This is a genomic window from Roseivivax halodurans JCM 10272 (assembly GCF_000521785.1).
GTDB lineage: Bacteria > Pseudomonadota > Alphaproteobacteria > Rhodobacterales > Rhodobacteraceae > Roseivivax > Roseivivax halodurans.
The window spans coordinates 26837-41283 of record NZ_JALZ01000017.1; the positions used below are offsets into that span (position 1 = coordinate 26837).

A 14447-nucleotide genomic window follows, 5' to 3' on the forward strand; every position below is an offset into this window, starting at 1 on the left:
GTCGGGGCCGGATGCCAGTCGCCCCCGGTCCCAGCTACTCCGGCGCGAGGTCCTTCAGGATCGGGCAGTCCGGCCTCTCGTCGCCGTGGCAGGCCTCGACCAGATGCCCGAGCGTCTCGCGCATGGAGCGCAGCTGCGCGATCTTCTCGTCGATATGCGAGAGATGCGCCTCGGCGACGCGCTTGACGTCGGCCGAGGCGCGCCCCTCGTCGTCCCAGAGAGCGACGAGCGTCCGGCAATCCTCGATCGAGAAGCCGAGCGCCCGCGCCCGGGCGAGGAAGGCGAGGCGGTGCAGGTCGTTCTGCGAGAACGCCCGGTATCCGTTCTCGCCCCGCTGCGGTGCGACGAGGCCGATCTCCTCGTAATAGCGGATGGTCTTGGCGGGCAGGCCGGCCTTGTCCGCGATCTCGCCGATGCTCATCATGCCGGATGCGCCTCCGTTTTCAAGTGCGCCGTAGCTTCAACCTGGCTTGGCGCGTTCACCTTCCTAAGCCGCAGCGCGTTGGTCACCACGAAGACCGAGGACAAGGCCATCGCCGCGGCCGCGATCATCGGCGACAGGAGCAGCCCAAAGGCGGGGTAGAGCGCTCCTGCGGCGACGGGGATCAGCAGGACGTTGTAGCCGAAGGCCCAGACGAGGTTCTGCCGGATGTTCCGCATGGTGCGCCGCGAGAGGTGGCGCGCAGTCGCAACGCCTGTCACGTCGCCCGAGACCAGCACCACGTCGCCCGCCTCGATCGCGATGTCGGTGCCCGTGCCGATGGCGAGGCCGACATCCGCCGCCGCGAGCGCCGGGGCGTCGTTGATCCCGTCGCCGACGAAGGCGGTCGCACCGTGGCGCTTCTGTAGTTCGGCGATGACGCCTGCCTTGTCCTCCGGCAGAAGCTCCGCGCGCACATCGTCGATGTCGAGCCGGCGCGCGAGAGCCTCTGCCGTGCCGCGGGTGTCACCTGTCAGCATCGCGATCCGCATCCCGGCTTCGCGCAGCGTTTCGATCGCTGCCAGCGCTGATGGCTTCACCCGGTCCGCGACACCGAAGAGAGCGGCGATCTGCCCGTCGACGGAGGTTAGAACGGGCGTCTCGGCGCGCTCCTGAACCTGCCGCAGGTCGTCCTCGAGTTCGTCCACCGCGATCCCGCGCTCCCGCATCAGTCGGGCCGAGCCGGCGAGCAGGTCGTGTCCGTCGACGCGCGCGGACAGCCCGCGTCCTTCGATGGCGGTCACGTCCTCGGCAAGGGGAAGGTCGTTCCCCGCCGCGCGGTCGAGAGCGCGGGCGAGAGGGTGTTCCGACCCCGCCTCCGCCGCGGCCACGAGACGCAGGACGTCATCCTCATCCCTCTCGCCGGCGGCTTTGCGGAACACGAGTTCGGGCCGTCCCTCGGTCAGGGTGCCGGTCTTGTCGAAGGCGACGACACGCGCGTCCGAGAGCCGCTGCAGCGCATCGCCCTTTCGGAAGAGCACGCCGAGTTCCGCCGCCCGTCCCGTCCCGACGAGGATCGACACCGGGGTCGCAAGACCCATTGCGCAGGGGCAGGCGATGATGAGCACCGAAACGCCCGCGAGAAGCGCTTCAGTCAGCCCGGGTCCGAGGGCGAGCCAGGCCACTACAGTCATCGCCGCGATAACGAGAACGGCGGGCACGAAGACCCGCACGACCCTTTCGGTCAGTGCCTCCACGGGCAACTTCGAGCCCTGCGCCTCCTCGACCATCCGGACGATACGCGAGAGCGTCGTGTCCGACCCGACGGCGGTGGCGCGCATCACCAGCGCCGAGGCACCGTTGACCGTCCCGCCGGTGAGCGCGTCGCCCTCGCCCTTCAGGACCGGGGCGGGCTCGCCGGTGAGCATCGCTTCGTCGATCCGGGCGCGGCCTTCGATCAGTACCCCGTCCACGGGCACGGTTTCGCCGGGCCGAAGCTCGATCACGTCCCCGGGGACGACCTCATCGGCCGCAATCTCGCGCACGTCGCCGTCGCGGCGTACCCGCGCGGTCGCGGGCCGGCGTGCCATGAGGGCGCGGATGGCATCGCCCGCCCGGCCCTTCGCCCGCGCTTCCAGCCACCGGCCGAGCAGGATCAGCGTCACGATCACAGCCGCCGCCTCGAAATAGACCGAACGCGCGCCGTCGGGCAGCACGTCCGGAGCGACGGTCACGAGGGTCGAATACCCCCACGCGGCACCTGCGCCAAGCGCGACGAGGCTGTTCATGTCGGGGGTGCCCCGGGCCAGCAGCCTGAGCCCGGTGGTGAAGAAGCGCCGCCCCGGCACGCAGAGCACGGTGGTCACCAGAGCGAGCTGGATCCAGTTCCAGGTGCCGCCGAGCGTCAACTCTGTCCAGTGGTGCAGCGCGGGGACGAGGTGGCCGCCCATCTCGATCAGGAAGACCGGCAGGGTCAGGGCCGCCGCGATAATCAGGTCGCGCTGCAACGTACGGGCCTCTGCCGCGCGGGTTTCCTCGCGAGGGGCCGTGCCGTCGATCGGTCTTGCGCCGTACCCGCTGGCCTCGATCGCGTCGACGATGTCCGAAGCCTCGATCGATCCTCGGAGGGCCGTCACTTCCGCAATCTCCGCGGCGAGGTTCACGCGGGCTGACACCACACCGCTGAGGCGCGCCAGCGAATCCTCGACACGCGACGTGCAGGATGCGCAATGCATGCCGCTGACGGCAAACCGGTATGTGTCCTCGCGGGCGGGATAGCCGGCCTCGGCAAGCGCGGTCCTGACCGCGCGGGCGTCTCCGACCGCGACCTGCCCGACTTCCGTCGCAAGGTTCACCTGCGCGCCGGAGACGCCCGGCGCGGCCTCGAGGGCGCGCTCGGCGCGGCCGACACAGCCGGCGCAATGCATTCCGTCGATCTCGAATCTCAAGGCAGCGGGCATGGCGTCGCCCTCCTTTCGAAACGGGATATGGGGGTTCCCGCAACTGGAAGGTCAAGAGCCCGTTGCCACCTTCTCCGATGTCAGTTCGAAAGGCGGCGACACACCGTGAGGCGAGCCCTGCACTCGGCGCAGAGCAGCGGCAATCCGGTCCGTTCGGCTGCGTGGACGAGCGGCAGGAGCGTTTCAGGGCGGACGAGGAAAGATGCGTGCAGCAACGCGTCTTCGCGCTGGCCTTCCGACGCGGCCGTGACGATGCGGCAGATCGCATCTTCATCATCGGTCAGCGTCTCCGCTCCGGGCGCGTTCAGCGCGGGCGGCAACCAGGCCGAGCGCGCAAGATGAGCGGCGAAGGTTTCGAATGCCGAGAGGCAGGCGCGGGCGCGCGGAGGTCCAAGCGCGGCCGCAAGATCCGCCCAGACCTGCTCCTGCGCCTCTGGCCCCATCCGCCAATGTCGCAGCATCGAGACGAGCCGGGCCTCGGGCCGGGTGAGATCGGCAACGTACCGCGCGGGTCGATGGGTATCTGGCATGGGGCTCTCGCTTGCTTCGCCAGAACCTTATAAAAATTGTCGGGTTAGTCAATCGTATCCGGCCATACCGGGATCGGGACATGTCCCGTCCGAAGCGGACGGGACGTGGTCGAAGAGCAGGAAGCCGCTCAGAAATCGTCCGGCAGCAGGAGGTTCAGCGAGATCGAAAGCGCCGCCGCGGGCAGAAGGCCGCTCGTCAGCAGGATCCGCAACGTCTCCGGCAGATGCTGGAGCGCCTCCGGTTCGAGCTGAAGGCCGAACCCGACGGACAGCGAGATCGCGAAGATTACCATGTTGCGCCGCGACCAGGTCACCTCCGAGAGCATGTTGACGCCGGCGGCGCAGACCATGCCGAACATGACGATGACGCCGCCGCCGAGCACGTTGATCGGAACCGTGGAAACGACCGCCCCGACCTTGGGCAGAAGCCCGCACAGGATCAGGAAGATCGCGCCGATGGTCACGACGTGGCGGCTCATCACCCCGGTGATCGAGATGAGGCCGACGTTCTGGCTGAAGGAGGTGTTCGGCAGTCCGCCGAAGATGCCGGCGATCGCGGTGCCAAGACCGTCGGCATAGGTCGCGCCCGAGATCTCGCGGTCGGTCGCTTCGCGCCCCGCGCCGCCCTTTGTGATGCCTGAGACGTCGCCCACCGTCTCGATCGCCGAGATCACCGCCATGAAGCACATGCCGATGATGATGGCGGCGTTGAATTCCACACCCCACCGGAAGGGATCGGGAAGGGCGAAGGTGGCGGCACGGGCGACATTTCCGAAACTCACCTGGCCCATCGCCAGCGCCACGACGTAGCCGGCGAAGAGCCCGATCAGGACGGCGGCGACGGATATCAGGCCGCGGGTGAAGAACTTGATCGCGACGGTCACGATCACCACGGTCAGCGCCGGGATCCACATCGCCAGGGTTCCGTAATCCGGCGTGCCGATCTTGGGAACGCCGCCCGCGGAATACTGGATGCCGACGCGGATAAGGGCGAGGCCGATCATCAGGACGATGAGGCCGGTGACGAGCGGCGGAAGCGCGTAGCGGATCCGCCCGACCACCGATCCGAGCGTGAAGTGGAAGATCCCTCCGATCACGATACCGGTCATGAGTCCCGCCAGTCCCGCAGTGCCCTGACCGGCCACCGCAGGGATCATGATCGGCAGGAAGGCGAAACTCGTGCCCTGCACGATGGGGAGCCGCGATCCGACCGGACCCATGCCGATGGTCTGGAAGAGCGTGGCAATGCCGGCAAAGAGCATCGACATCTGGATCATGTAGATGAGGTTCGGGAATTCGGGGCTGTCCGAGCCGAAGCCGAAGCCGGCCGCGCCCGCGACGATGATCGCGGGCGTCACGTTCGAGGCGAACATCGCCAGCACGTGCTGGATGCCGAGCGGTACCGCCTTGGCGAGCGGCGGCGTGTAATCGGGATTCGCGAGCTGCTCGGGCGTGCCGAGGCTCGGATCGTGGTGCAAGGTCGCTTCAGTCATCGGTCGAGTCCCTGTCGGATGGGGCCGGCCCGGATCTTGGCGCCCGGGTCGCAGGCGGTAAGGGCCCTATGGCCCGGTGATCAGCACGGGCTCCTCGAGCTCGTGCTCCTGCAGGTTCGCGCCGGGACCGATGCGGTCGATCACCGCGAACCGGCCCGGCGCGTGAAGCGGGGTGAGAACGCCGTGCCATGTCCCGCGGGCGAAGTTCACGCCCTGTCCCGGTGCGGCGATGAAGGCGTGGATCGGACCGGGGAGGTCGCCGGGCTCTGCCACGACGACGAGCCAGGGGTGCTCGTGCATGGGAAGGAAGGCCTGGCTTCCCTCCGGATGCCGCTCGACGAGGTCGAGCCTGTAAGGCAGCTCGCGCGGTTCGGCGAGAAAGAGGCTGATGCCGGGGCGGCCGCTGTCGTCGGTGTCGATGAGCGCGCGGTCGTGCCAGCGTCCGCAGAGGCCGCGGTTGATGATGCGGTCGGGGTCACCGTCGCAGTCGAGGACCTCGCCGAACGGGGCGAAATTCGTTTCGGTGAGGGGGCGGGCGGCAATGGATCGCATCAGGGACGCGCCTTGTGCGTGCGGTCGGGCCAAGGTGAGCGTGGCCCGATCATAACACGAGCTCCGGGTGGCGGTTCACGTCCTTGTAGAGAAGGTACCGGAAGGGCTCGCTGCCCTTGGCGATGCAGGCCTGCGGGCAGAAGGCGCGCAGCCACATGAAATCCCCCGGGCCGACAGGCACCCAAGTGTCGTTCAGAAGGTAATCGGCCTCGCCCTGCAGCACGTAGAGGCCGTGCTCCATCACATGCGTCTCTGCAAAGGGGATGCGGCCTCCGGGCTCGAAGGACACGATATTGACGTGGAAGTCGAAGCGCAGGTCGGCCGGATCGGCGAAGCGCTGGGTTGCCCAGACACCGTTCGTGCCGGGCATGGCCACTGCCTGCACCTCGCTGTCGTGGGTGACGAACGCCGCGGGCGGCTCGAGGCCCTCTGCGGGGACGAACCGCTTGCGGATCCAGTGCAGGCCGCAAGGCGCATCGGTGGGGTTCCGGAGCGTCCAGCGTGTCCGGGCGGGGATGTAGGCGTAGCTGCCGGGGCTCAGATCGTGGGTTTCGTCCCCGATAGTGAGCCGGGGTTGTCCCTGCGCGGCGAAGAGCACCGCCTGCGCGTCCGGGTCGGGTTCTGGCGTGTCCGAGCCGCCACCCGGCGCAAGCTCGATCGCGTATTGCGCGAAGGTCTCGGCAAACCCGGTGAGCGGGCGGGCGAGGATCCAGGCGCGGGTGCCGGTCCAGCCGGGCAGGAGCGAGGTGACGATGTCGCGCATCGTCGCCGCGGGCAGAACCGCATAGGCGGTGGTGAAGACCGCGCGACCCTCGGGCGAGACGTCCTGATCGGGCAGGCCGCCGGGTGGGAATGCGTAGCTGGTCACGACAGCGCCTCCAGCCTGAGGCGCGCGATGCGCTCGACTTGCCGGCAGGCCTCCCCGATCTCGGAGGCGCTGTCGTTCTCGAGACGGCGCTCGAAGGCGGCAAGAATGCCGGCCTTGTCGTGATCGCGCACGGCGATGATGAAGGGAATGCCGTGCTTGGCGGTATAGGCATCGTTGAGCCTGGTGAAGGTCTCGCGTTCGTCATCTGTGAGCGCGTCGAGGCCGGCGCTCGCCTGTTCGGAACTCGAGGCCTCGGTCAGTCGCTTTGCCCCCGCGAGTTTGCCGGCGAGATCGGGGTGGGCGCGCAGGACGCCGAGGCGCTCTTCCTCCGTCGCCGTGCGGAAGATGCGGGCGAGCGCATTGGCGAGGCCCGCGGGCCGGTCGTGCGCCGGGCCGAGCTCGAGATCGAAGGCGCGCTCGGCGATCCAGGGAGAATGTTCGTAGATGCCGCCGAAGGCCTCGACGAAGCGGGCACGGTCCATCTCGGAGGGACGTTCGGTTGCCGCGGGCGGATGGGTTATCGCCCAGTGGCGCGCGATGTCGGCGCGGCGGGCGACCCAGACGCCGTCGAAACCAGCGATATGATCGAGGAACCGGCGCAAACCTGCCGCCTTGCCGGGGCGGCCGATCAGACGGTTGTGCAGGCCGATCGTCATCATCGCGGGGCGACCAGCATCGCCTTCGCGATAGAGCTGGTCGAAGCTGTCCCTGAGGTAGGTGTAGAACTGCTCGCCCGTGATGTAGCCCGGGGCGGTCGCGAAGCGCATGTCGTTCGCCTCAAGCGTATAGGGGATCACCAGCTGGTCGCGCGTGCCGATCCGGCGCCAGTAGGGCAGATCGTCGTCGTAGGTGTCGGACAGCCAGTCGAAGCCACCTTCCTCGGCGACGAGCCGGACGGTGTTTTCCGAACAGCGGCCGGTGTACCAGCCGCGGGGGCGTTCGCCGACGACCTCCTCGTGCAGGCGGATCGCCTCGAGGATGGACGCGCGCTCTTCGTCCTCGGGCATGTCCTTGTGCTCGACCCATTTGAGGCCGTGCGAGGCGATCTCCCAGCCGGCATCCTTCATCGCCTCGACCTGTTCGGGCGAGCGGGCGAGAGCGCTGGCGACGCCGTAGACCGTGACCGGCACGCCCGCTTCGGCGAACATGTCGCGCAGCCGCCAGAAGCCGGCCCGCGCGCCGTATTCGTAGATCGATTCCATGTTCCAGTGGCGCTGTCCGGGCCAGGGCTGCGCGCCCGCGATGTCCGACAGGAACGCCTCGGAGGCCGCGTCCCCGTGCAGCACCGAATTCTCGCCGCCTTCCTCGTAGTTCAGCACGAAAGACACGGCGATCTTCGCGCCTCCGGGCCATTTCGGATCCGGGCGGCTCGGGCCGTAGCCGATCATGTCGCGGGGATAGCGGTGCATCTCTGGCCTCATGTCGTTCGATCCGGCACCCTAAGGGCGAATTGCGCCGGAGATTTTCAAGAATTTCCGCAAGGTGCTCCGGGGCTGCGTTCGGATGCACGACCCGCCCAATACTGCGGCAGAGCCCGCGATTACCGCCTGCGAAAGGAGCCGTCCATGTCAGAAGGGTATCTCACAACCCATGTCCTCGATACCGCGCGGGGTCTGCCTGCCGCCGGAATGCGGATCAGCCTCTGGCGCCTGACCGAATCGGAGCGCGAGATGCTTGCCGAGGCCGTCACGAATGCCGATGGCCGCACTGACGGGCCGATCCTTCCGAGGGAGGTGTTCCGCCCCGGGACCTACGAGCTTGTCTTCCACGCGGGCGAATATCTCGACGCGGTCGGAGTGCCGCCCGAGGAGCCGCGCTTTCTCGACGTAGTGCCGATCCGATTCGGCATCTCGGACGCCGACGCGCATTACCACGTCCCGCTGCTGATCTCCCCGTTCGGGTATTCGACCTATCGGGGCAGCTGACGCCGGAGCGAATGATCCAGCGGCGGGCGGGCCAGTTGAATACCGTTCGAAACACATCTTCCGGACGGTATGCCTCCATTCCCCGTCTTCGCGCCCTAGTCTAAAGCGGCGTCATGGATGTGATCGTCATTACCGCGATTATCGCGGCGCTTTTTGTGCTTCTGGGGATCGCCGAGCCGCTCGCCGGGCGGTTGCGGCTGCCCTATTCGGTGATCCTCGCCGTGCTCGGCATCTTCATCGGCGGCAGCGCGAGCTTCCTTCTCCGGACGGACCTCACCGATGCGCTCAACCCCATCGCCGAGGCGGTCCTGAACTTCCCGGTCCGCTCGAACATCTTCCTCTACGTTTTCCTGCCGACGCTGCTCTTCCAGGTGACGCTGGGGATGAACCTCAGGCGCATGCTGGACGATTGGGTGCCGATCGTGACGCTGGCGGTCGTGGCGGTGCTGTTTTCTACCGTGGTGGTCGGGGGATCCCTCGCCTTCGCCTCGGGGGTCGGCCTTGTCGCGTGCCTGCTGGTCGGGGCGATCGTCTCGACGACGGATCCCTCGGCGGTCGTATCGATCTTCCGGTCCATCGCCGCGCCGCGCCGTCTCGCCCGGATCGTCGAAGGCGAGAGCCTGATGAACGACGCGGCGGCCATCGCGCTCTTCGGCCTTCTCATGGGGTTCGTCATGCGCGGCGTCCCGGACCCGTCGCTCTGGGACGCGCTCCGGAGCTTTCCGCTCCTGATCCTCGGAGGGGCGGGGGTCGGGGTCCTGCTGGGTCAGGTCGCCATCATGATCATGGGCCGGTTCGGACGGCACGAGCTGGCGCAGCTCTCGCTGTCGGTGGCTCTGCCCTACCTGGCCTATATCGCGGCCGAGCAGGTTTTCGGCGCCTCGGGCGTGATCGCGGTCGTGGCGGCGGGGTTGACCGTGAACGTCAGCGCGCCCGGCGCCCTGCCGCCCGCGGTCTGGCAGAACATGAAGGAGATGTGGGAACTTCTGGCGCATTGGGCCGGGGCGCTCATCTTCGTTCTCGCCGCGCTACTGATCCCGCGCCTGCTCGAGGGGATCACCTGGACGGATATCGGCCTCATCTCTGTGGTGGTCGTCGCAGCCCTGGCGGCGCGCGCGGTGATCCTCTTCGTGCTGTTCCCGCTCCTGTCGCTCGTCCGCCTCTCTCCGCCGGTCGAGCGACCCTATCGGGCGGCGATCCTCTGGGGCGGTCTGCGCGGTGCCGTCACTCTGGCGCTGGCGCTGGCCGTCACCGAAAGCGCGCGCGTCCCCGAGGATATCCAGCGCATGGTCGGTGTCCTTGCCACGGGCTACACGCTTTTCACTCTCGTGGTGCAGGGCTCGAGCCTGCGTTTCGTGATCGGCCGGCTCGGTCTCGACAAGCTCACCCCGCTCGATGCCGCGCTCGCCAAGCAGGTCGTTGCCGTTGCGCTACAGACCGTGCGCGAGGAGGTCCAGCAGACCACCGAGAATTACGGCCTCAGCCGAGAGATCGTGCGGTCCGAGGCCAAGATCTTCGGCGAGAGGCTCGAGGGCGCCGTGAAGGCGGCGGAGAATTCCGCCGAGATCCTCGACCGCGACCGGGTGACGCTGGGCCTCATCGCGCTTGCCGGGGCGGAGCGCGACATGATCCTCGACCGGTTCCGCGAGCGTGCCGTCTCGCCGCGCCTCACCGACCGCATCCTGTCGGACGTCGACCGTCTGCTGGAACAGGCCCGCCAGTCGGGTCGCCTCGGCTACCGCCGCGCCGCGCGGCGTGCGGTCGGCATCGACCCGGCGTTCAAGTTTGCGGTGCGGCTCTACAACCGGCTGAACGTGTCCTATCCGCTGGCGCGGCTGACCGCGGACAGGTTCGAGATCCTGCTTCTGCAGGGGCTCGTTCTCAACGATCTCGACCGGTTCATCGAGGCGCGCATCCGCCGCATCCATGGCCGCCGCGTTGCGGACGTCCTGCACGAGCTTCTCCACCGGCGGGCCGAGATGGTCGAGCAGGCGCTCGACGGGCTGCGGCTGCAATATCCCGGCTACGCCGAAGAGCTGGAACGCCGCTTCATCCGGCGCACCGCGCTGCGGCTGGAAAAACGCGAATACGACATGCTCTTCGACGAGGGGCTCGTCGGCGTCGAGCTGCACACCGAGTTGCTGCAGCGCCTCGACCGGCGGTTCGCCCGCGAGGACAAGCGCCCGGCGCTCGACATCGTTCTGCAGAAGGCGGAGGTCGCCAAGCAGTTCCCGCTCTTCTCCGAACTCGACGAGGGAACACTGAAACGGCTCTCTCGTGCGCTGGTGACGCGCTATGCGGACGAGGGCGACGTGATCCTGACCCGCGGAACCACCGCCGACACCGTCTATTTCATCGCCTCGGGCGCGGTCGAGCTGCGCGCGGCGCGGCAGAGCTGGCGGCTTGGCCGCGGGGAGCTCTTCGGCCAGCTCGCCATGCTGACGCAGACCGCAAGAAAGGCCGAGGTGCGTGCCATCGCCCCGTCGACGCTGCTGGCGCTCGACGAACAGCGCTTCCGGCGTCTGTTGCGACGGTCGAAGGCCGTGCAGAAGGCGGTGCGCGAGAGCGCCGAGAAGCGTGGGATCGAATTGCCGGAACTGGCGGCGACAAAGCCGCAGGTTGCGGCGGAATCCTGAGGAGGCAACGCCCTGGCCCGCACCGCATTTTAATGTCGCGGCAAAGGTGACTTCGCGGCGGGGCACCGATACCCTTCGCCGAAACAGCGCGCCGGGACAGGTGGGCGGAAGGCCGGAGACGATGCCGAGACTGACAGAGTGGCGGAATGCAGCGGCGCGGGCCCGGAACCGCGCGGAGGCATGGCGTGCGGGCAGATCCCGATCCGTGCCCGCATTCGCCGCAATGCCGGAGCCGCGAAGCATCGGGTCGCCCGCGAGAGGACGGCAGCTCCTCGCCGGAAACCTCATGTTCGCGGGCCATCTCGTCGAGTCCCCCGGCTGGTCGATCTGGGACGTGACCCCGCCCGATGCCGCCTTCGCGGAAGTGATCCAGGGCTGCCCGTGGCTCGATGATCTGGCGGCACTCGGGGATCCCGGAGCAAGGAGTCTCGCCCAGGGCTGGGTCTGGGGCTGGATCGCTCGTTATGGCCGCGGCAAAGGCGAGGGGTGGCAGCCGCAGCTTGCGGGCCGGCGGTTGATCCGCTGGATGCACCATTCCGCTTTCCTGCTGCGCGGCCCGGACCAGGAGACCTCCGACGCCTTCCGGCGGGCGATGGGGGCGCATGCCATCTACCTCTCGCGAAGCTGGATGCGGGCGCGGCCCGGAGTTGAGCGAATCGAAGCGCTGACCGGACTTCTGTACGCGGCCTCGTTCCTTGCCGGCATGGCGCGGCATGCCGGGCCGGCCAAGCAGGGCCTCGATCGCGAATGCCGCGGAATCGTGCATGCCGACGGTGCGATCGCGACGCGTAACCCCGAGGAGCTGCTCGAGGTCTTCGCCCTGCTCACATGGGCGGCCTCGGCACTCAGGGAATGTGGTGATGCGCCCGGAGCCGCCCATGACGCCGCGATCAGGTCGATGGCGCAGAACTTGCGCACGCTGCGGCACTCGGACGGCCGGCTCGCGCGGTTTCACGGCGGAGGGGCAGGGGCCGAGGGGCGGCTCGATCAGGCGCTTGCGGCATCGGGCGTCCGGACGCGGCCGCGCAGCGGACGGGCCATGGGCTTCGTCAAGATGTCGGCCGGTCGAACGAGCCTCATCATCGACGCGGCTCCTCCGCCTGCGGGTCAGGCCTCTCTCGACGCCCATGCCTCCACCCTTGCCTTCGAGCTGACATCCGGGAGGCGGCCGCTGATCGTCAGTTGCGGCGACGGCGCGAGCTTCGGGCCGGATTGGCGCCGCGCCGGGCGGGCGACCCCGTCCCATTCGGCGCTCTGTCTCGACGGATATTCCAGTGCCCGGCTCGGCGCGCCGGGTCATGTCGGCGCCGCGGCGCGCGAGATGCTGGAGGATGCGCCGACCCGAGTGCCGGTCGAACTCGCGACCGGCGAGGAGGGTGCCATCTTCGAGGGCGCGCATGACGGCTACGTCTCGACCCATGGTCTCACCCATGCGCGCACATTGACGCTGTCGACCGACGGGCGGACGCTGACCGGCGAGGACATGCTCATCGCGATGAGCGCGCAGGACCGGCGGGTCTTCGAACGCTCGATAGACCGAAGGGCGCCGACCGGCATTCCGTACCGGATCCGGTTCCATCTGCACCCTGATGTCGCGGCAGAACTGGATCCTGAGGGCGCCTCCGTGGAACTTACGCTTGCCTCGGGCGAAGTCTGGATCTTCCGCCCCGGAGCCGAGGCGGCGATGCGGCTTGAGGCGTCGGTCTATCTCGAGGCCGGACGCTTGCGGCCGAGAGCGTGCAAACAGGTCGTTTTATCCGGCCGCGCGATGGAGTATGCGAGCCGCGTCCGCTGGACGCTGGCCAAGTCCGAGGAAACCGCGATCGCCATTCGCGACCTCGCCGCCGCCGGCGTCGATGCGGACGAGACCGAAGACGCCACCTGACCGGGACATTCCATGACAGACCTCGTCCGCCCGCGCCGCGCGCTGCTTTCCGTATCCGACAAGACCGGGCTCGAGGATCTCGCCCGCTCCCTCTCCGAGCGGGGTGTCGAGCTCGTCTCGACGGGAGGGACGGCGCGGGCGATGCGCGATGCGGGTCTCGAGGTGCGCGACGTTTCCGAGATCACCGGCTTTCCGGAGATGATGGATGGGCGCGTGAAGACGCTGCACCCGATGGTCCACGGCGGGCTGCTGGCGCTGCGCGACGACGACAGCCATGCTGCCGCGATGGAGGAGCACGGGATCGGCGCAATCGATATCCTCGTGGTGAACCTCTATCCCTTCGAGGCGGCCGTAGCGGGCGGAGCCGATTACGCGACTGCGATCGAGAACATCGACATCGGCGGCCCGGCGATGATCCGCGCGGGCGCCAAGAACCACGCCTATGTCGCGGTTGTGACGGATGTCGAGGATTACGACGCGCTTTTGGCCGAGCTCGACGCCAACCATGGGCAGACCTCCTATGCCTTCCGGCAGAAGCTGGCGCTGACCGCTTATGCGCGTACCGGGGCCTACGACGCGGCCGTGTCGGGCTGGATGGCCGACGCGCTCGGCGAAACCGCACCGCGGCGGAGGGTCTTTGCCGGAACGCTCGCGCAGACGCTGCGCTACGGCGAGAACCCGCATCAATCCGCGGCCTTCTACGTCGACGGCGCGGCGCGGCCGGGCGTCGCCACCGCAGAGCAGCTGCAGGGCAAGGAGCTGAGCTACAACAACATCAACGACACCGATGCGGCCTTCGAGCTGGTGTCGGAGTTCGGCGGCGACGCGCCCGCCTGCGCCATCATCAAACATGCCAATCCCTGCGGCGTCGCGACGGGCAAGACCCTCGCCGAAGCCTATCGTCGGGCCTTCGATTGCGACCGGACCTCCGCCTTCGGCGGGATCGTGGCGCTGAACCGCACGCTCGACTGGGAGACGGCGGAGGCGATCACAGAGATATTCACCGAGGTGGTCATCGCTCCCGACGCGGACCCCGCGGCTCGGGAGATCTTCGCCAACAAGAAGAACCTGCGGCTCCTGCTGACGGGCGGTCTCGCCGACCCGAAATCGGGTGGCCTGACCTTCCGGCAGGTCTCGGGCGGGTTCCTCGTGCAGGACCGCGACACGGGCAGCGTCGCGCGGAACGATCTCAAGGTGGCTACGAAGCACGCGCCCTCCGAGGCCGAGATGGGCGATCTGATGATGGCCTGGACCGTCGCCAAGCACGTGAAGTCGAATGCCATCGTCTACGTCAAGGACGGCGCCACTGTAGGGATCGGCGCTGGTCAGATGAGCCGTGTTGATTCGACCCGCATCGCTGCGCGAAAGTCGCAGGACATGGCCGAGGCGCTCGGGCTCTCCGAGCCTCTGACGAAGGGTGCGGCAGTGGCGTCGGACGCGTTCTTTCCGTTCGCGGACGGGCTCCTGGCCGCGGCCGAGGCGGGCGCGACGGCGATCATCCAGCCGGGCGGCGCGATGCGCGACGACGAGGTGACAGCCGCGGCCGACGAGGCGGGGCTCGCCATGGTGCTGACCTCCATGCGGCATTTCCGGCATTGACGGGGCTGCGCAAGACGGCCCCGCCACCTGCGGCGAGCGTGCCCGCCCGCGTGCCCTTTGGGCGCTCTGCGGCAGGGGA

Annotated in this window: 11 protein-coding genes; 4 read left to right on the plus strand and 7 right to left on the minus strand. The window is 68.4% G+C overall.

The genetic code is table 11. The annotated features are described in order from the left end of the window. Positions 1-34: 34 nt before the first annotated feature. The 7 genes from cueR to puuE form a co-directional block, all read right to left on the minus strand. On the minus strand, positions 35-421 hold the full coding sequence (cueR, locus tag OCH239_RS14470; RefSeq protein ID WP_037264226.1) for a Cu(I)-responsive transcriptional regulator: 387 nt from the start codon (positions 419-421) through the stop codon (positions 35-37). Beyond that, positions 421-2880 carry a heavy metal translocating P-type ATPase gene (locus tag OCH239_RS14475; RefSeq protein ID WP_037264174.1) on the minus strand — a complete coding sequence of 820 codons (2460 nt, stop codon included), beginning with the start codon at positions 2878-2880 and terminating at the stop codon, positions 421-423. The genes cueR and OCH239_RS14475 overlap by 1 nt, the downstream gene beginning before the upstream one ends. Positions 2881-2960: 80 nt before the next feature. Then, positions 2961-3410 carry a hypothetical protein gene (locus tag OCH239_RS14480; RefSeq protein WP_051489495.1) on the minus strand — a complete coding sequence of 150 codons (450 nt, stop codon included), beginning with the start codon at positions 3408-3410 and terminating at the stop codon, positions 2961-2963. 128 nt (positions 3411-3538) lie between these two features. Continuing rightward, positions 3539-4903, minus strand: a complete 1365-nt coding sequence (locus OCH239_RS14485) for a uracil-xanthine permease family protein (protein ID WP_037264175.1) — start codon at positions 4901-4903, stop codon at positions 3539-3541. 66 nt (positions 4904-4969) lie between these two features. Next, positions 4970-5455 carry an ureidoglycolate lyase gene (locus OCH239_RS14490; RefSeq protein ID WP_037264178.1) on the minus strand — a complete coding sequence of 162 codons (486 nt, stop codon included), beginning with the start codon at positions 5453-5455 and terminating at the stop codon, positions 4970-4972. A gap of 49 nt (positions 5456-5504) precedes the next feature. After that, the gene (locus tag OCH239_RS14495) at positions 5505-6323 is read right to left on the minus strand and encodes a bifunctional allantoicase/(S)-ureidoglycine aminohydrolase (protein ID WP_037264181.1); all 819 of its coding nucleotides are present in this window, start codon (positions 6321-6323) and stop codon (positions 5505-5507) included. Further along, a complete protein-coding gene (gene puuE / locus OCH239_RS14500) occupies positions 6320-7732 on the minus strand; it encodes an allantoinase PuuE (protein WP_037264184.1) in 1413 nt (470 codons plus the stop codon). Before puuE ends, OCH239_RS14495 begins: the two co-directional genes overlap by 4 nt. Before the next feature lie 156 nt (positions 7733-7888). Between puuE and uraH the strand changes: the two genes are divergently transcribed. The 4 genes from uraH to purH all read left to right on the plus strand — a co-directional run bounded on the left by uraH (position 7889) and on the right by purH (position 14368). Then, complete coding sequence (uraH, locus tag OCH239_RS14505) at positions 7889-8248, plus strand: hydroxyisourate hydrolase (protein WP_037264186.1); 360 nt, start codon at positions 7889-7891, stop codon at positions 8246-8248. A 113-nt stretch (positions 8249-8361) separates the two neighbouring features. Further along, on the plus strand, positions 8362-10884 hold the full coding sequence (locus OCH239_RS14510; RefSeq protein WP_037264187.1) for a cation:proton antiporter: 2523 nt from the start codon (positions 8362-8364) through the stop codon (positions 10882-10884). Between the two features lie 121 nt (positions 10885-11005). After that, complete coding sequence (locus OCH239_RS14515; protein WP_037264190.1) at positions 11006-12769, plus strand: heparinase II/III family protein; 1764 nt, start codon at positions 11006-11008, stop codon at positions 12767-12769. Between the two features lie 12 nt (positions 12770-12781). After that, on the plus strand, positions 12782-14368 hold the full coding sequence (gene purH, locus OCH239_RS14520; protein WP_037264193.1) for a bifunctional phosphoribosylaminoimidazolecarboxamide formyltransferase/IMP cyclohydrolase: 1587 nt from the start codon (positions 12782-12784) through the stop codon (positions 14366-14368). Positions 14369-14447: the final 79 nt, after the last annotated feature.